Raw genomic sequence first — 16,427 nt, forward strand, 5'->3', positions numbered from 1 at the left:
GGGAGCCGCACATTATACGAGAGTTTCCAAGGACGTCAACACCTTTTCGACGCCCTTTTTTGCCCCCCGACACCGTCCGGGCCGTCGAGGGCCGCGAACTATAGCGGCATGGATCAGGATTGGGAAGAGGCAGTTGAAAGGAGGCCGGTCCTGTTTAGCCGGCGGTCGGCTTGACACCCCCATCCCCATCCCCGAACGTCGCTTTCCACCCCGCCGGAGCCACCCATGCGCCTTGCCAGCCTCGCCCTGTTCCTCGCCGCCCTGCTGCCCCTGGCCGGCTGCGCCAGCGGCGGCCAGGCCTGGGTGGAGCTCAATGGCCAGCGCTTCGAGGTGGAAGTGGCCGATGACCACGCCGAGCGCAACCGCGGGCTGATGTTCCGCGAGTCCCTCGCCGACGGCACCGGCATGCTGTTCGTGCACGACGCCGAGCGGCCGCTGGCCTATTGGATGAAGAACACCAAGATCCCGCTCGACATCTTCTACTTCGATGCCTCGCGCAGGCTGGTCTCGGTGTCGCGCGGCGTGCCGCCGTGTTCCCTTGGCGACCGCTGCCCGTCCTACCCCAGCAGGGGCCCGGCGCAGTACGTGCTCGAGCTCAACGCCGGCCAGGCCAGCGTGCTGGGCACGAAGGCCGGCGACACCATCACCTTCGGGCCGGGCATTCCCACGCGCGGCGAGCCTTGATTCATGGCCCCACCGGGGCCACATTGCCTGCATGGATGCCCCGAACCCACTGCCGGACTGGAATGCACTGGCCGCGCTCGGCGATGACGAACTGCCGCTGCTCGACACGGCCCTGCTGATCGCCCGCGACGAATACCCCGATCTCGACCCCCGCGGCTACACCGCGCAGGTGGACACCTATGCCGACACGCTGCGTCCGCAGCTCGACGGTGACATCGACCTGCCGGCGCGCCTGACGGCGATCAACCGCTACCTGTTCGAGGAAGTCGGCTTCGCCGGCAACAATCTCGAATACGACGACCCGCGCAACAGCTACCTCAACGATGTCGTTGACCGGAAGCTGGGCATTCCCATTTCGCTGGCGGTGATCCAGATCGAGGTCACCCGCCGCCTCGGCATGCCGCTGGATGGCATTTCCTTCCCCGGGCATTTCCTGGTGCGGCTGCCGGTGGACGACGGCATCCTGGTGCTCGACCCCTTCAACAAGGGCCGGCCGGTGAGCGCCGACGAACTGCGCGAGCGCGCGTCGCCGCACATGGGCGGGCATCCGCCGGACGACCAGCAGCTGATGCAGATCCTGGCGCCGACCACGCACCGCGGCATCCTGATGCGCATGCTGCGCAACCTGAAGGGGCTGTACCTCGAACAGCGCGACTGGGAACGCGTGGCACGGACCGCGGACCGGCTGCTCAAGCTCTCACCCGGCACCGCCGAAGCCGTGCGCGACCGCGGCCTGGCCTACCGTGAACTGGGTTATGCCAAGGGCGCGCGCGAAGACCTGGCGCGCTACCTGCAGATGCTTCCGGAAGCCGACGACGTCGACAGCGTGCGCGCCGCGCTGGTGGACCTGAGCGGTGTCCCGGCGCGACTGAACTGAACCGCCGGCTTCAGGCCGGCACCATCTCGAAGTCGTCCTTGGTGACGCCGCAGTCCGGGCAGACCCAGGTGTCGGGCACGTCCTCCCAGCGCGTACCGGGGGCGATGCCCTCTTCCGGCAGGCCATCGGCCTCGCTGTAGATGAAGCCACAGACCACACACATCCAGGTGCGGTAAGTGGTGGCGGCGGCGGTGGAGGTATTCATTGCGGTTCCGTCAATACGTTAACGGCTAACATTCTCGCATCTTGCCGGTCACGCCGAAATGAACCCCAGCCCATCCCCGAGGCGCCGCGGCGTCTACCTGATCACGCCCGACGAGCCCGACACCGGCCGCCTGCTGGCCCGGCTGCAGCCCCTGCTGGCCCAGGGCCCGGCCCTGTTGCAGTACCGCAACAAGGCCGCCCGGCCGGACCTGCGCCGCCAGCAGGCGCAGGCCCTGGCCCCGGCCTGCGCCCAGGCCGGCGTGCCGCTGGTGGTGAACGATGACTGGCGCCTGGCCCTCGAGGTGGGCGCCCTGGGCGCGCACCTGGGCGAACACGACGGCGACCTGCGCCAGGCCCGGCGCGAGGCCCCCGGCCTGTGGCTGGGCGCCTCGTGTTACGACACGCTTGAACGCGCCCGCGAGGCCGTGGCCGCCGGCGCCGACTACGTCGCCTTCGGCGCGTTTTTCCCTTCGGGCACCAAACCCGGCGCGCGTCGCGCCGATCCCCGGCTGCTGCGCGAAAGCGCCTCCCTGGGCTGCACGCGGGTGGCCATCGGCGGCATCACCCCGGACAATGCCGCCGGGCTTGTCGCCGCCGGCGCCGACCTGCTGGCCGTGATCGGCGGTGTTTTCGACGCCCCCGACCCGGCCGCCGCCCTGCGCGCCTACCGCCGCGCCTTCGAACCGAACACCCACGAGACCGCCAAACCATGAACACCGCCACCAGCCACGACCTCTTCACCCGCGCCCTGGACCTGATGCCCGGTGGCGTCAATTCGCCGGTGCGCGCCTTCAAGTCGGTGGGCGGCGAGCCGTTTTTCGCGGCCAGCGCCGAAGGCGCCTACCTCGTGGACGTCGACGGCAACCGCTACGTGGACTACATCGGCAGTTGGGGCCCGATGATCGCCGGCCACGCGCACCCGAAGGTGCTCGACGCCGTCGCCAGCACGATGCGCAAGGGCCTGAGCTTCGGCGTGCCCAACGCCCTGGAAGTCACGATGGCTGAAACCGTGCGCAAGCTGGTCCCGTCCATGCAGATGATGCGCATGGTCAACTCCGGCACCGAGGCCACGCTGTCGGCGATCCGTCTGGCGCGCGGCGCCACGGGACGCACGCGCATCGTCAAGTTCGAAGGCTGCTACCACGGCCACGGCGACAGCTTCCTGGTCAAGGCCGGCTCGGGCGCGCTGACCTTCGGCCTGCCCAATTCGCCGGGCGTGCCCAAGGCCCTGGCCGACCTGACCCTGACCCTGCCCTACAACGATTTCGAGGCGGCCACGAAGCTGTTCGCCGAAATGGGCGAAGAAATCGCCGGCGTCATCGTCGAACCCATCGTCGGCAACGCCAACTGCATCCTGCCGCGCGACGGCTATCTGCAGCACCTGCGCGAGCTGTGCACGCAGTCGGGCGCGATCCTGATCTTCGACGAAGTGATGACCGGCTTCCGCGTCGCGCTCGGCGGCGCCCAGGCGCGTTACGGCGTCACGCCCGACCTGAGCACCTTCGGCAAGATCATCGGCGGCGGCATGCCGGTGGGCGCCTACGGCGGCCGCGCCGACCTGATGCAGCAGGTGGCACCGGCCGGCCCGGTCTACCAGGCCGGCACCCTGAGCGGCAATCCGGTGGCGATGGCCGCCGGCCTGGCCACGCTGGGCATCATCCAGGGCCCGGGTTTCTACGAGCGCCTGGAATCGGCGACCCACGTGCTGTGCGACGGGCTGGAGGCCGCGGCCCGTGACGCCGGCGTGCCGGTCACCACCACCCGCAGCTGCGCCATGTTCGGCCTGTTCTTCACCGACAAACAGGTGGAAACCTTCGCCGATGCGGTGGCCTGCGACACCGCCGCCTTCAATCGTTTCTTCCACGCCATGCTGCGCCGCGGCGTCTACTTCGCGCCCTCGGCCTTCGAGGCCGGCTTCCTGTCCAGCGCCCACGGCGAAGAAGAGCTGGCGTTCACCATCCAGGCCGCGCGCGAAGCATTCAAAGAGGTCGCCGCCGGGTGAGGCGCCCGGCGCTGGTGCTGTTCGACCTCGACGGCGTGCTCGTGCACTACGAGCACGCCCCGCGGGTCCGGGTGCTGGCCGAGCGCATCGGTGCCCGCCCGGAGGCCGTGTCGGCGGCGCTGTTTGATTCCGGCCTCGAACGCGACGCCGACCTGGGCCGCACCGACACCGAGGGTTTGCTGGCCACCCTGTCCACGGACCTGGGCGTACCGGTAGGCCTGGAGGATTGCATCGCCGCCCGCGCCGCGGCCATGCAACCCATGCCGGGGGTACTGGATCTGCTTGGGCAGCTCATGGGTTCGGTGCAACTGGCGGTGCTGACCAACAACGGCCTGATGCTGCGCGATCATTTCGCCGCCATCTGCCCGGCCCTGGCGCCGTTTTTCGAAGGGCGCGTGTTTTGTTCGGCGCAGTTCGAACTGGCCAAGCCCGACCCGGACATCTACCGGCGCTGCCTGGCGGCGCTGGGCGTCGCACCTGCCGACGCGCTTTTTTTCGATGACAAACCCGACAACGCCAAGGGCGCGCGCCGCGCCGGCCTGATGGCGCACACTTACCGCAGCCCGGCCGGACTGCGCACGCACCTGGCCGAACACCACCTGCCGGAGCAAGGCCCATGACCCGCATCGAAACCCTGGCCGTGCACGCTGGCGGCGAACCGGACCCCGACACCGGCGCCGTATCACCGCCGATCCACATGGCCACCACCTTCCAGCATGGCCCGGCCGGCGAACGCCGGGCCGGCTTCGAATACCAGCGCGAATCCAACCCGACCCAGGACCGGCTTGAGACGGCGCTGGCCGCGATGGAAGGTGGCGAGGCCGCCCTGTGTTTCGGTTCGGGCATGGCGGCCATGGCAGCCGCGCTGGAATCGATGCCCATTGGCGCCCACCTGCTGATCCCCGACGACTGCTACACGGGCCTGCGCGTGCTGGGTGCCGAATTCCTTCCCCAGCGCGGCGTCACCGCCACGGCCGTGGACATGTCCGACCTCGAAGCCGTGCGCGCCGCCCTGCGTCCGGAAACCCGGATGGTCTGGGCCGAAACGCCGTCCAACCCACGCCTGTGCGTGGCCGACATCGCGGCGCTGGCCGAACTCGCCCACGGCAACGACGCCCTGCTGGCCTGCGACAACACCTTCGCCTCGCCGGTGCTGCAGCGGCCACTGGCGCTGGGCGCCGACCTGGTGATGCATTCGACCACCAAGTACATCGGTGGCCACAGCGACGTGATGGGAGGCGCGCTGGTGTTCGCGCGCCGCAACCAGTTCCACGACGCGGTGCGCCATCGCCGCCACCTCACCGGCGGCATCCTCGCGCCCTTCAGCGCCTGGCTGATCCTGCGCGGCTGCCGGTCGCTGCCGGCGCGAATGGCCTGGCACTGCCGAAATGCGATGGCGCTGGCGGAGTTCCTGGCCGGGCATGCCGCGGTGGAAGCCGTGCACTACCCTGGCCTGCCCGCACACCCCGGCCACGACATCGCGGCGCGGCAGATGAGCGATTTCGGCGGCATGCTCAGCCTGCGCATCAGGGGCGGCCGCGACGCCGCCCTGCGGGTGGCTGGCGCGCTGGAACTGGCGATCAACGCCACCTCGCTTGGCGGCCCGGAAACCCTGGTCGAACACCGCGCATCGATCGAAGGCGCGAACGCCATCAGCCCGGACAACCTGCTGCGGGTGTCGGTGGGGCTGGAACATCCGGATGACCTGCTGGCCGACTTCGCCCAGGCCCTTGGGGCGGCCGGGGCATGAGCCAGCCGCGTATCGCCGCCGGCCAGTTTGAGGCCGCCACCACCAGCGGCTGGCGAGCGCGCTGGTTCGAGATCATCTTCCGGCACGACCCGGGGGCGCCGCGGCGCTTCGACCTGCTGCTGATCGCGGCGATCGTGGTGAGCGTCATCGTGGTCGTACTCGACAGCGAAGCCGGGCTGCACGAACGCTGGGGTTACTGGTTCTACGTGGCCGAGTGGGGCTTCACCCTGCTCTTCACCGCTGAATACCTGGTCCGGCTGGCCGTGGTGAGGCGCCCCTGGCGCTACGCCACCAGCTTTTATGGCGTCATCGACCTGCTGTCGATCCTGCCCACCTACCTGTCCCTGCTGCTGCCCGGCAGCCAGGCGCTGCTGGTGGTTCGCATCCTGCGCATCCTTCGCATCTTCCGCGTGCTCAAGCTGATGGAATACACCGAGGCAGGCGGCCTGCTGGTGGGCGCACTGTACCGTTCACGCCGCAAGATCCTGGTGTTCCTGGTGGCGGTGCTGACCATCGCGGTGATCTTCGGCGCCGCGCTCTACGTCATCGAAGGTCCGGAAAGCGGATTCACCAGCATCCCCATTGGCATGTACTGGGCCATCACCACGATGGCGACGGTCGGCTATGGAGACATCACGCCGGTGACGCCCTTCGGGCGTTTCGTCACAACGATCCTGATGCTGATCGGCTACGGCATCATCGCCGTGCCCACCGGCATCTACACCGCCGAACTTGCCCTGGGTCTGCGCGAACGCCGCAAGGACGCCTGCCCGGACTGCAAGCTGGCAGAACACGACGTCGATGCCGATTACTGCCGGCGCTGCGGGGGCAAGCTGCCGGGCACCTGAGGTCCCGGGCCTGCGGGCGCGACCGGCGCGAAGGGCCTAATATGTGCGGTAGCGTACATATGCCGTCGCCCGCAATTCTTATAGTTGCGTGGGCCGGCATGTCGCCGACGTCCACGGGATCCACGTCATGGCTGCAAGCTCCACCCCTACGCAGAATCGTTTGCTCGCCGCCTTTCCACAGGAGGTCAGGGACCGCATCTTCCCCGACCTCGAGCTGGTCGCGCTGCCGCTGGGCAAGGTCCTGTACGAGTCCGGCGACACCATGCGCCACGTCTATTTCCCGATCAATTCGATCGTTTCCCTGCTGTACGTGCTTGAAGACGGCGCCTCCGCGGAAATCGCGGTGGTGGGCAACGAAGGCGTGGTCGGCGTCGCCTTGTTCATGGGTGGCGAGAGCACGCCCAGCCGCGCCATCGTGCAGAGTGCGGGCCATGCCTACCGCCTTTCGGGCAGCCGCACCAAGGAAGAGTTCCACCACGACGGCAAGATGCAGCTGCTGATGCTTCGCTACACCCAGGCGCTGATCACCCAGATGGCCCAGACCGCGGTCTGCAACCGCCACCACTCTATAGACCAGCAGCTTTGCCGCTGGCTGCTGCTGTCGCTCGACCGTCTCGAGGGCAACCAGCTGGTGATGACCCAGGAACTGATCGCCAACATGCTTGGGGTCCGGCGCGAGGGCGTCACCGAAGCGGCCAGCAAGCTGCAAAAGCTGGGGGTGATCACCTACGCCCGCGGCCATATCACCGTTATCGACCGGCCCAAGCTCGAGAGCCTGAGCTGCGAGTGCTACGACGTGGTCAAGCGCGAGACCGACCGGCTCCTGCCTTACCTGTTCGACCACGAGAAACCGGCGCCAACCGCCCAAGCCTGAACCCGTGCGCCGCACTTTGTGCGCCAGCGCACGTTTGCGGACCCATAAGTTGCCTTCCGCACAGACCGCACCACCGTCTGCGCGTATCCCTGCCTGACCCAATAGCTAAGGTGGTCAAGGCATGAACGCGACAACCCGATTCAATGGCTTTCCCGGATTCAAATCCTGGCTGGCCATGGCCGTGCTGGGCACCCTGCTGGCCGGTTGCGGCGGCGGTGGCAGCGACGGCCGCGACCCCATCCTTGGCGGCCCCGGCGGCAACGTCGCCCTGGCACCGACGGTCATCGCGGTCACCCCACTCGACGGCGCCACCGCGGTGCCGATCAACAGCCCCATCATTACAGCCACATTCAGCGAGCCGGTACGCCCGTTCGACAGTGGCGCCACGTTCACCGTCACCTGCATGGCGCCCTGCGTCAGCGCGACGGGCACGATCACGCTTGATTCGGCCGGTCGCGTGGCGACGTTCACCCTCGCCAACGGTACCGGGCTTACCCCGTCGACGCAGTACACGGCGACCGTGACGGCCGCCCGCAGCGTTGCCACCGACCTGGTAATGGCCAACCCCTACGTCTGGCGCTTCACCACCGGCCTCGCCCCCGACCTGACCCGTCCGCGGGTCATTTCGACCGAACCGGCCACCACGATTCCCGGGCCGACGCCCAACGCGCCGACGAACACCGCGATCTCGGCGACGTTCAGCGAGGAAATGGCACCGGCCACCGTCAATGCCGGCAGCTTCACGCTGACCTGCGACGCGCCCTGCGTGTCGCCGGCCGGCGCGGTCAGCTACTCCAGCGGTTCGCGCACTGCAATCTTCCTGCCCGATGCCGCCCTGGACGCCAACACCACCTACACTGCCCGCGTCACCCAGGCCGCCACCGATATCGCCGGCAATGCGCTCGCCGGCAACCAGGGCCCGCTGCCGGGCGCCAGTGACTACGTCTGGACGTTCACCACCGGGGCCGGCCCGCTGCCGCCGGCAAACGTCACCGTACTGTCCACCAACCCGGCCGCTGCGGCCACCGTCTGCCCGGGTGACTCGATCAGCGCAACTTTCAGCGTGCCTGCGGGCACGCGGATGGATCCGACCAGCATCAGCAACACCACGTTCACCGTGACCGGCCCTGGCGCCCAGCAAATCAGCGCCTCGTCGATCACGCTCGACGTCGCCACCGGCCGAATCGCCACCTTCGTGCCGGCACTGGCCCTGGACGCGGGTGAGCAATACACCGCGACCGTCGTCGGCGGCGCCAATGGCGTCAAGGACTTGGCGGTGCCGGCGAACACGATGCTGGTGGACTACACCTGGAGCTTCACCGTCGATGCCAGCGGCTGCCTGGCTCCGCCGCCGCTGGGATCGGCCGCCCCCTTCGGCGTCTTCGGTGGTTCGGCGGGTATGACCAACCAGGGCGTGCTAACGATCGTCAATGGCGACATCGGCACCACCGCCGTTTCGACCGCGGTCACCGGCTTCCATGACGCCGGCCCGGGCTGCATCTACACCGAAACCCCGCTCAACATCGGCACCGTCAACGGCCTGATCTACACCGCGCCGCCGTCGCCGACCCCGCAATGCCCGACCGAAGGCACCGCCGCTACCCTGGCGGTTGCCCAGCAGGCCCGCGCCGACGCGCTGGTGCTCTACAACGACCTCGTGGCCCTGCCGCCGGGCCTCGATCCCGGTGCGGGCAACCTCGCCAATCTCGTGCTGGCCCCGGGCACCTACACCGCGGCCGCGGGCACTTTCATGATCGAAGGCGGCGACCTGACCCTGGACGCAGGCGGTGATCCGAACGCGGTCTGGGTGTTCCAGATGGCCACCTCACTGACGGTGGGCGGCCCGGGCGCTGCGTTCCCGCAGAGCGTGCTGCTGGTCAACGGCGCGCAGGCCAACAACGTCTACTGGCAGGTCGGAAGCGCCGCGACCATCAACGCCGGCGGTGGCGGAACCATGGTCGGCACGGTGATCAGCCAGTCCGGCGTCGCGGTTTCCACGCCCAACAACGTCACCATCGTGACCGTCGACGGCCGGCTGCTCTCGCTGGGCGCGTCGGTGACCCTGGTCAACACCATCATCAACGTGCCTGGCCAGTAAGGCCAAAGCGATGTGCCAACCTTCCTGGAGAATGACATGAAACTCGCAAACCCCTCGGGGCTCCTGGCCCTGGCCATCCTCGCTGCCCTGGCCAGCAGCAACGCTGCGGCCTACGACGACACCGGCTGGTACGTGGGCGGCAACTACGGCTGGACCGCGGCGACCATCGACGACGAACGCATCATCAGCAGCCTCGCCGAACGTGGATTCACGGTGAACACGCTCGATGAGTTCGACACCGACAACGGTTACAAGGTCTTCGCCGGCTGGCAGTTCAGTCCCAACTTCGCCCTCGAAGGCGGCTACGTGGACCTGGGCAGCTACGGCTACTTCCTCGACACCACGCCCCCCGGCACCCTTTCGGGCGACATCGACCTGCGCGGCATCTACCTCGACCTGGTCGGACGGATGCCGATCAGCGAACGCTTCTCCCTGTTTGCCCGCATCGGTGCCATCTACGCCGAAGCCGACACCCGCTTCGTCGGTACCGGGGCGGTCAACGTACTCGACCCGAATCCGAGTACCGAAGAGGTGAACTACAAGTTCGGCGCCGGCATGGAGTACGCCTTCACCCGCGCCCTGTCCATGCGCATCGAGGCCGAGCGCTATCGGATCGACGACGCCATCGGAAACACCGGCGACATCGACATGCTGTCGGCCGGCCTGGTCTATCGTTTCCTGCCTCCCATCGCGGCGGTCATCCCCCGGGAAGCGCCGGTGGCGCGTGAAACCTGCGCGGACCTCGACGACGACGGCGACGGCATCGACAACTGCCGCGACCGCTGCCCGGACTCCATGGCCGGACAGGCCATCGGCCCGGACGGCTGCCCGGTGCCGCTGACGATCGACCTGCGCGGCGTCAACTTCGACTTCGACCGCGACACCCTGCGCCCGGATGCCATCGTGATCCTGGACGAGGCCGTGGCCATCCTGGGCCGCTACCCGGACCTTCGCTTCGAATTGGCCGGGCATACCGACGAGTGCGGCAGCGACGGCTACAACCAGGACCTGTCACAGCGCCGCGCCCGCGTGGTGTACGACTATATGGCCAACGCCGGCATCAACAGCTCGCGCATGACGGGCCCCAATGGCTACGGCGAAAGCCGCCCGCTGGAATCGCTTGGCGACGGCTTCCCAGCCTGCAAGAGCGAAACCAACCGTCGCACCGAGCTCAACGTGCAGAACTGAACAAAGTTTGGCGCTTCAGCCCTTCAGCCCGGCCGCAAGGCCGGGCTTTTTTATTGCACGAGCTGGTTGATTTCCATGATCGGCAGCAGGATCGCCAGCACGATCATCAGCACCACGCCGCCCATGAGCAGGATCATCAGCGGCTCAAGCAGGGTCAGGAACACCGCAAGCCGCCGTTCCAGCGCACGGGTTTCGAGCTGGGCGGCGCGTTCCAGCATCTGCTCAAGGCGGCCGCTGGTTTCGCCGCTGGCCACAAGATGCACCAGCAGCGCCGGGAACAGCCGGGTTTCGTCCAGCGCCCTGGCCAGGCTGGCGCCTTCGCGCACACGGTCCATGGCGCGCGTGACCGCTTCACGCATCACCACGTTGTCCATCACCCGCGCGCCCGACTCCATCGCCGCCAGCAGCGGTACGCCGCCGCGCACCAAGATCGCCAGGGTGCCGGCGAAACGCGCGGTGTTAACGCCGCGGGCCAGGGGGCCCAGCCAGGGCAGGCGCAGCAGCCAGCCACTCCAGCGCCGACGGGGACCCGGGCGCCGAAGGATGGCGCGGGCGGCGAACGCGCCGCCCACTCCAAGCACCAACAGGCCCGGCCAGGTCGCACGCAGGAAGTCGCTCGACAGGATCAGCGCACGCGTCATCAGCGGCAGGTCCTGCCGCGACTGTTCGAACACCTGCACGACCTGCGGCACGACGTAAACCAGCAGCCCCAGCACCACCGTGAAGGCGACCCCGGTCACCAGCACCGGATACAGCAGGGCCAGGCCGGTCTTCTGTCGCAGGGCCTGGCGGGCATCGAGGTAGTCGGCCAGGTGCTGGAGAACCGTCGCCAGGGCGCCGGACTGTTCGCCGCCATGCACGAGCGCCCGGTAGAAGTCCGGAAAGCTGTTCGTGTAAACCGCCATTGCCGCCGACAGGGAATGGCCGGCGGTGACCTCGATTTTCAGGCCGGTCATCACCTCGCGCGTTGCGGGACGCTCGGCCTGTTCGATCAGCGCGTCGAGCGACTGTTCCATGGTCAGGCCCGATTCGAGCAGGGTCGCCAGCTGCCGGGTGACCAGGCTCAGTTCGGAGAACGGCAGTCCACGGGCCCAGCTGCGGCCGGCGCGGGCGCGGGCACCTACGGGTTCCAGGCGCGAGGGCAGCAAGCCCTGGGCACGAAGCTGGGCACGCGCCTGGCGCGCGGAATCAGCCTGCAGAACGCCAGAAACGGCGTGGCCGTCGGCGTCAATGGCCTGGTAGCTGAAGGCGTCCATGGCCTAGTCGCGGGTCACGCGTACGACTTCCTCCAGGCTCACCAGTCCCTGGCCGGCCCAGCGCATGCCGTCGTCGCGCAGGGTGCGCATGCCACCGGCGAGCGCGTGGTCGCGCAGCACCTGTTCGGAGGCGCGGTCGTGGATGAGGCGGCGGAAGCTGTCGTCCACGGCCAGCAGTTCGTAGATGCCTGTGCGCCCGCGGTAGCCCGAACCTCCGCAGGCCTCGCAGCCCCGGGCGGAATAGAGGCTGCCGTCGGTCGGCGGGAACCCCAAGGCAAGCAGTTGGGCGGCGTCCGCCTGGAAAGGCACGCGGCACTGCGGGCAAAGCCGGCGCACCAGGCGCTGGGCGCCGACGCCGATAAGGCTCGACGCCAGCAGGAAGGGTTCGATGCCCATGTCCACCAGGCGCGTCACGGCGCTGACCGCGTCGTTGGTGTGCAGCGTGGCGAACACCAGGTGGCCGGTCAGGCTGGCCTGCACGGCAATCTGCGCGGTTTCCAGATCGCGGATCTCGCCGATCATCACCACGTCGGGGTCCTGGCGCAGGATGGTGCGCAGCGCCCGTGCGAAACCCATGTCGATGCGGGCGCTGACCTGGGTCTGGCTGATGCCGTCGAGGTCGTACTCGATCGGATCCTCCACGGTCATGATGTTCAGCGCGCCGGCGTCCAGCCGCGACAGCGCCGCATAGAGCGTGGTGGTCTTGCCCGAGCCGGTCGGACCGGTGACCAGCACGATGCCATGGGGCTGGCGGATCAGCCGGTCCATCGTCGCCAGCGTCTGTTCGTCCATGCCCAGGCGTCCCAGGTCCAGCCGCCCGGCCTGCTTGTCGAGCAGCCTGAGCACCACGCGTTCACCGTGACCGGTGGGAATGGTCGAGACACGCACGTCCACCGGCTTGCCGGCAAGTCGCAAGGTGATGCGCCCGTCCTGCGGCAGGCGTTTTTCGGCGATATCGAGCTGGGCCATGATCTTCACCCGTGACACCAGCGCGCCGTGCAGCTTGCGCGGGGGTTCGACCAGGTCGCGCAGCGTCCCGTCGACGCGCAGGCGCACCAGCAGGCGTGATTCAAAAGGTTCGATGTGGATGTCCGAGGCGCCTTCGCGAAGGGCCTGGGTGAACAGCGCGTTGATCAGCCGGATCACCGGCGCACTGTCCTGGCTTTCAAGCAGGTCTTCGACCCGCGGGATTTCCTGCAGCAGGCGAGAAAGGTCCATGTCCTGCGCCAGATCCACCGCCAGCGCGGCGGCGCCGGCGCCGTGGTAGGACGCCGCTATCAGCTCGTCGAAGCGTGCGGCATCCACCAGCCGTACCCGCAATGGCATGCCAAGAACCCGGCGCACCTCGGCCAGCGTGCTGGCGCTCGCGCCTTCGCGAATGCTCAGCTCCGCCATCCCGCCGGCCACCGATTCGAGCACGACGCCCTGGCCGGTGGCGAAGGCGTAGGGCAGCGTGGCGGCGCGCCGGCTCATCGCCCCGGGCGATCGACTTTCATCGGCTTCGGTTCGGGCAGCGGCACTGCCATCCGCGGCGGCGGCCGCACCGGCAGCGAGGGTGGCTCGGGATCGCCGAAGATAACGCTGGGCCTGGGGCGCGTGGCCTGCTGTTCGCCCAGGATGTAGTCGTAGCGCTCGCCGGTATAGGCGTCGGCGCCGGCGCTGTCGCGGACCAGGGTAATGCGCAGGAAGATCATCAGGTTGGTCTTGCTGCGGCCGCGCTTCTTGCTGCGGAACAGCCCGCCAATGCCCGGGATCGAGCCAAGCACCGGCACCTTGCGCACGCCTTCGCTGGTGGCGTCCTGGATCAGGCCACCGATCACCACGATCTGTCCGTCCTCGACCAGCACCGTCGAGGACACGGCTCGCTTGTTGGTGATGACACCGGCCGGGTTGGAAATGTCGTTGATGCTCGACACCTCCTGGTAGAACTGCAGGCGCACGGTGCCGCCTTCGGAGATCTGCGGCTTGACCTGCAGCGTCAGCCCAACGTCCTGGCGTTCGATGGTCTGGAACGGCGTCGGCGTGGTGCCCGACCCGGTGGTGGCGTACTGGCCGGTGATGAAGGGTACGTTCTGGCCGATGACGATCGAGGCTTCTTCGTTGTCCAGGGTCAACAGGGTGGGCGTCGAGAGGATGTTGGCGTTGGCATCGGTCTCGAGCGCGCGCACCAGCACGCCCAGGTTGAGGATTTCGCCGATGCCCGGCAGGCTCACGCGGCCGTTGATGATGCCCAGGTTCAGCCCGGGGCCCGCGGAACCCGGGTTCTGTGCCAGCCCGATGATGTTTTCGCCGCTGCCGCCGAAGTTGGTGCCCCCGAAGACCTGGCGACCACTTTCATCCAGGCCGCCCAGGTTCTGCCACTGCACGCCGAATTCTGCCGCGCGATCGGAGGTGACTTCGGCGATCAGGGCTTCGACATACACCTGGGCGCGGCGCACGTCGAGTTTTTCGATCACCGCGCGCAGGTTGTTGTAGGTCGCGTCCGGCGCCGTGATGATGATGGAATTGGTCGCGGCGTCGGCCTGGATGATGCCGGAAGACCGGCCGTGTGCCGTTTCGACTTCGGCTGGAACGGCCCCGCCCAGCATCGCCCCCGTGGGGCTGTCCATGTTGGCGCCGGCGTCGGCGCCGTGGATCGCGCGCAGGGTTTCGGCCAGCTTCACCGCATCGGCGTTGCGCAGGTAAACCACGTGGATGTTGCCGCCGGCGTTGCCCGGCGAATCGAGCATGGCCACGAAGCGACGCAGCTGGCTCAGGCGCGACGGGTCGCTGGTGCGCGCCAGCAGGCTGTTCGACCGCATGTCGGCGACGACGGTGAACCGCGACGGCGCGCCCGGAACACCGGCCGCCGGGACGCTTTCGGCGAACAGGCGATTGACCGTCACCGCCACGTCCAGCGCCGATGCGTGGTGCAGCGGAATGACCACCGGCTCGCTGCTGTCAGGCATGTCCATCGCGGCGATGATGCGCGCCAGCCGCGGCATGTTGTTGGCGTAGTCGGTGATGACCAGGCTGTTGTTGCCGGCGTGGGCGGTGATGGTGTTGTTGGGTGCGATCAGCGGCCGCAGGATCGGCAACATCTGTTCGGCCGGCTGGTGCTTGAGGTGGAAGGCCTGGGTCTGGACCTGGTCGCCGCCGCCGGCCGCGCGCACCCGCAGCCCGCTCGAGGCGCTGGGATAGAGCTTGGCTTCTGCCTCGGGAACGATCCGGACCACGCCGCCGGTTTCGATCGCCGCATAACCCTGCAGGCGCAGGGCCGAAAGGAAGACGTCGTAAACGACCTCCCGCGGCAGCGGCTTGGCGGAAACGATGCTGATGGTGCCCTTCACCCGCGGGTCGAGCACGAAGTTCTTGCCGGTGATCTCGCTGATCACCATCACCATGCCCTCGATCTCGGTGTTGACGAAGTTCAGGGTGACGTCGTCGGGACCGGATTGCGCCGCTGCGCCGCCGGCCAGGGCGAACGCCAGCAGCCATCCGGCCAGGAACGGCAAGGTGGTGCGACACCTGCGCGATACGATCACGGCAGGCGGCCGTCGTGGTGGCGGCGGGAATTCTGGCGGGACATCGGGGCCTCAGCGAACGGGTGTGGGAAGGGGCGTCGGCGGCCTGGGCAGCAGCAGTACTTCGCGGACGCCTGCGCGCTCAAGCACCACCTGGCGCGATTGCACCTCGGCCAGATGCAATCCCGGCGCCAGCGTGGTGCCCGCCTGTGCGGCCACGATCGGCTGGCCGTCAACCTGCAGCAGCGCATAACCGGGGTAACCGTCGGCCGCCGCGACCACCCCCAGCAGCCGGATGCCCGCGGCGCTGACAACGACATCGGCCGAGGCGCTGCCGAAAAGTTCGCCGGCGCTGGCGCCGCTGGCTACCTGGCTGCCGCTGACGGAAGGTTCCGGCGCCGGCAGCACCCAGCGCCAGGTCCAGTACGCCAGCACCGCGGCCAGGCAGGCCAGGGCAAGGGTGTTGAGCAGCGACACGATCGTCGTCTGCAGCAGGGCCGAACTATCGAATGAAACCGCTCGCATGGCTGGCCACTTGCTACGCCGTCTGTGTTCTTCCGCACAAACTAGGGTCTATCGCACCTTGCGTATGTGCGGTGGCGAACAGAGTCCGCGCGCCGCCCTGCCGACAATGTTGTTCGCCGCACTCCGTGCGCGTGCGCGGGGCGATCCCGGCCAAATCACTGCAAGGGCAAAGCCATGAACAAGACTCCCCGGTCGCGCGGTTTCACGCTGCTTGAGGTGATGGTGGTGGTGGTGATCCTGGGCATCCTGGCCATGGCGGTCGTGCCGCGCATCATCAGCCGCCCGGACGAAGCGCGCGTGGCCGCGGCGCGCCAGGACGTCGCCGCGGTGATGCAGGCGCTCAAGCTCTACCGCCTGGACAACCATCGTTACCCGACCACCGAACAGGGCCTGCAGGCGCTGGTTTCCGCCCCGACCACCGCACCGCTGCCGCCGAACTGGAACAGTCCCGGTTACCTGGACCGGCTGCCCAGGGATCCCTGGGGCAAGCCGCTGCTTTACCTCAGCCCGGGCCAGAACGCCGAAATCGACGTCTACAGCCTCGGCGCCGACGGCCAGCCGGGCGGCGAAGGCCACGACGCCGACATCGGCTCCTGGCAGCTGTAACGGGGCATTCCG

The 16,427-nt window shown here is 68.3% G+C and carries 16 protein-coding genes; 11 read left to right on the forward strand and 5 right to left on the reverse strand.

The features are described 5' to 3' along the window. Nucleotides 1-225 precede the first annotated feature (225 nt). Nucleotides 226-684, forward strand: a complete 459-nt coding sequence (locus ACYVJH_RS08845) for a DUF192 domain-containing protein (protein WP_460454286.1) — start codon at nt 226-228, stop codon at nt 682-684. A gap of 31 nt (nt 685-715) precedes the next feature. Then, entirely contained in the window at nt 716-1,561 is an 846-nt protein-coding gene (locus ACYVJH_RS08850) for a SirB1 family protein (protein WP_460454287.1), read from the forward strand. A 10-nt stretch (nt 1,562-1,571) separates the two neighbouring features. Here the strand turns inward: ACYVJH_RS08850 and ACYVJH_RS08855 are convergent, their stop codons facing one another. Next, nucleotides 1,572-1,766, reverse strand: coding sequence for a rubredoxin (locus tag ACYVJH_RS08855; RefSeq protein WP_188665393.1), 195 nt, complete (start codon nt 1,764-1,766; stop codon nt 1,572-1,574). Nucleotides 1,767-1,824: 58 nt separating this feature from the next. Here ACYVJH_RS08855 and thiE point away from each other — a divergent pair, with 58 nt between their 5' ends. From thiE to ACYVJH_RS08895, 8 genes are all read left to right on the forward strand, one after another. After that, nucleotides 1,825-2,478: a thiamine phosphate synthase gene (thiE, locus tag ACYVJH_RS08860; RefSeq protein WP_460454288.1), complete on the forward strand. Its 654-nt coding sequence runs from the start codon at nt 1,825-1,827 to the stop codon at nt 2,476-2,478. After that, complete coding sequence (hemL, locus tag ACYVJH_RS08865) at nt 2,475-3,767, forward strand: glutamate-1-semialdehyde 2,1-aminomutase (RefSeq protein WP_460454289.1); 1,293 nt, start codon at nt 2,475-2,477, stop codon at nt 3,765-3,767. The genes thiE and hemL overlap by 4 nt, the downstream gene beginning before the upstream one ends. Continuing rightward, entirely contained in the window at nt 3,764-4,387 is a 624-nt protein-coding gene (locus ACYVJH_RS08870) for an HAD family hydrolase (RefSeq protein ID WP_460454290.1), read from the forward strand. The genes hemL and ACYVJH_RS08870 overlap by 4 nt, the downstream gene beginning before the upstream one ends. Beyond that, nucleotides 4,384-5,517, forward strand: coding sequence for a trans-sulfuration enzyme family protein (locus ACYVJH_RS08875; RefSeq protein WP_460454291.1), 1,134 nt, complete (start codon nt 4,384-4,386; stop codon nt 5,515-5,517). Before ACYVJH_RS08870 ends, ACYVJH_RS08875 begins: the two co-directional genes overlap by 4 nt. Beyond that, nucleotides 5,514-6,365, forward strand: a complete 852-nt coding sequence (locus ACYVJH_RS08880; protein ID WP_460454292.1) for an ion transporter — start codon at nt 5,514-5,516, stop codon at nt 6,363-6,365. The genes ACYVJH_RS08875 and ACYVJH_RS08880 overlap by 4 nt, the downstream gene beginning before the upstream one ends. 127 nt (nt 6,366-6,492) lie before the next feature. Beyond that, nucleotides 6,493-7,239: a Crp/Fnr family transcriptional regulator gene (locus ACYVJH_RS08885; RefSeq protein WP_460454293.1), complete on the forward strand. Its 747-nt coding sequence runs from the start codon at nt 6,493-6,495 to the stop codon at nt 7,237-7,239. 121 nt (nt 7,240-7,360) lie between these two features. Next, nucleotides 7,361-9,337, forward strand: coding sequence for an ice-binding family protein (locus tag ACYVJH_RS08890; protein WP_460454294.1), 1,977 nt, complete (start codon nt 7,361-7,363; stop codon nt 9,335-9,337). A gap of 36 nt (nt 9,338-9,373) precedes the next feature. Then, the gene (locus ACYVJH_RS08895; protein WP_460454295.1) at nt 9,374-10,525 is read left to right on the forward strand and encodes an OmpA family protein; all 1,152 of its coding nucleotides are present in this window, start codon (nt 9,374-9,376) and stop codon (nt 10,523-10,525) included. A gap of 50 nt (nt 10,526-10,575) precedes the next feature. Here the strand turns inward: ACYVJH_RS08895 and gspF are convergent, their stop codons facing one another. Genes gspF through ACYVJH_RS08915 form a run of 4 tightly spaced genes read right to left on the reverse strand, consistent with a single transcriptional unit; the run spans nt 10,576 to nt 15,809 of the window. Beyond that, the gene (gene gspF / locus ACYVJH_RS08900) at nt 10,576-11,781 is read right to left on the reverse strand and encodes a type II secretion system inner membrane protein GspF (protein ID WP_460454296.1); all 1,206 of its coding nucleotides are present in this window, start codon (nt 11,779-11,781) and stop codon (nt 10,576-10,578) included. A 3-nt stretch (nt 11,782-11,784) separates the two neighbouring features. Beyond that, the gene (gene gspE / locus ACYVJH_RS08905) at nt 11,785-13,254 is read right to left on the reverse strand and encodes a type II secretion system ATPase GspE (RefSeq protein WP_460454297.1); all 1,470 of its coding nucleotides are present in this window, start codon (nt 13,252-13,254) and stop codon (nt 11,785-11,787) included. Continuing rightward, a complete protein-coding gene (gene gspD / locus ACYVJH_RS08910; RefSeq protein WP_460454298.1) occupies nt 13,251-15,305 on the reverse strand; it encodes a type II secretion system secretin GspD in 2,055 nt (684 codons plus the stop codon). Before gspD ends, gspE begins: the two co-directional genes overlap by 4 nt. A 51-nt stretch (nt 15,306-15,356) precedes the next feature. Further along, nucleotides 15,357-15,809, reverse strand: coding sequence for a type II secretion system protein N (locus ACYVJH_RS08915; RefSeq protein ID WP_460454299.1), 453 nt, complete (start codon nt 15,807-15,809; stop codon nt 15,357-15,359). A gap of 174 nt (nt 15,810-15,983) precedes the next feature. On the opposite strand from ACYVJH_RS08915, the gene gspG reads away from it, so the two are divergent. Then, entirely contained in the window at nt 15,984-16,415 is a 432-nt protein-coding gene (gspG, locus tag ACYVJH_RS08920) for a type II secretion system major pseudopilin GspG (protein WP_460454300.1), read from the forward strand. Nucleotides 16,416-16,427 lie beyond the last annotated feature (12 nt).

The organism is Arenimonas aestuarii, assembly GCF_054781715.1.

Bases quoted from the DNA above. Each gene is read 5' to 3' on its own strand.
- thiE (WP_460454288.1), top strand. From the start codon at position 1,825: ATGAACCCCAGCCCATCCCCGAGGCGCCGCGGCGTCTACCTGATCACG.
- ACYVJH_RS08915 (WP_460454299.1), bottom strand. From the start codon at position 15,809: ATGCGAGCGGTTTCATTCGATAGTTCGGCCCTGCTGCAGACGACGATC.
- ACYVJH_RS08850 (WP_460454287.1), top strand. From the start codon at position 716: ATGGATGCCCCGAACCCACTGCCGGACTGGAATGCACTGGCCGCGCTC.
- ACYVJH_RS08875 (WP_460454291.1), top strand. From the start codon at position 4,384: ATGACCCGCATCGAAACCCTGGCCGTGCACGCTGGCGGCGAACCGGAC.
- ACYVJH_RS08890 (WP_460454294.1), top strand. From the start codon at position 7,361: ATGAACGCGACAACCCGATTCAATGGCTTTCCCGGATTCAAATCCTGG.
- ACYVJH_RS08855 (WP_188665393.1), bottom strand. From the start codon at position 1,766: ATGAATACCTCCACCGCCGCCGCCACCACTTACCGCACCTGGATGTGT.
- hemL (WP_460454289.1), top strand. From the start codon at position 2,475: ATGAACACCGCCACCAGCCACGACCTCTTCACCCGCGCCCTGGACCTG.
- ACYVJH_RS08895 (WP_460454295.1), top strand. From the start codon at position 9,374: ATGAAACTCGCAAACCCCTCGGGGCTCCTGGCCCTGGCCATCCTCGCT.
- ACYVJH_RS08880 (WP_460454292.1), top strand. From the start codon at position 5,514: ATGAGCCAGCCGCGTATCGCCGCCGGCCAGTTTGAGGCCGCCACCACC.
- ACYVJH_RS08845 (WP_460454286.1), top strand. From the start codon at position 226: ATGCGCCTTGCCAGCCTCGCCCTGTTCCTCGCCGCCCTGCTGCCCCTG.
- ACYVJH_RS08885 (WP_460454293.1), top strand. From the start codon at position 6,493: ATGGCTGCAAGCTCCACCCCTACGCAGAATCGTTTGCTCGCCGCCTTT.
- gspG (WP_460454300.1), top strand. From the start codon at position 15,984: ATGAACAAGACTCCCCGGTCGCGCGGTTTCACGCTGCTTGAGGTGATG.
- gspE (WP_460454297.1), bottom strand. From the start codon at position 13,254: ATGAGCCGGCGCGCCGCCACGCTGCCCTACGCCTTCGCCACCGGCCAG.
- gspF (WP_460454296.1), bottom strand. From the start codon at position 11,781: ATGGACGCCTTCAGCTACCAGGCCATTGACGCCGACGGCCACGCCGTT.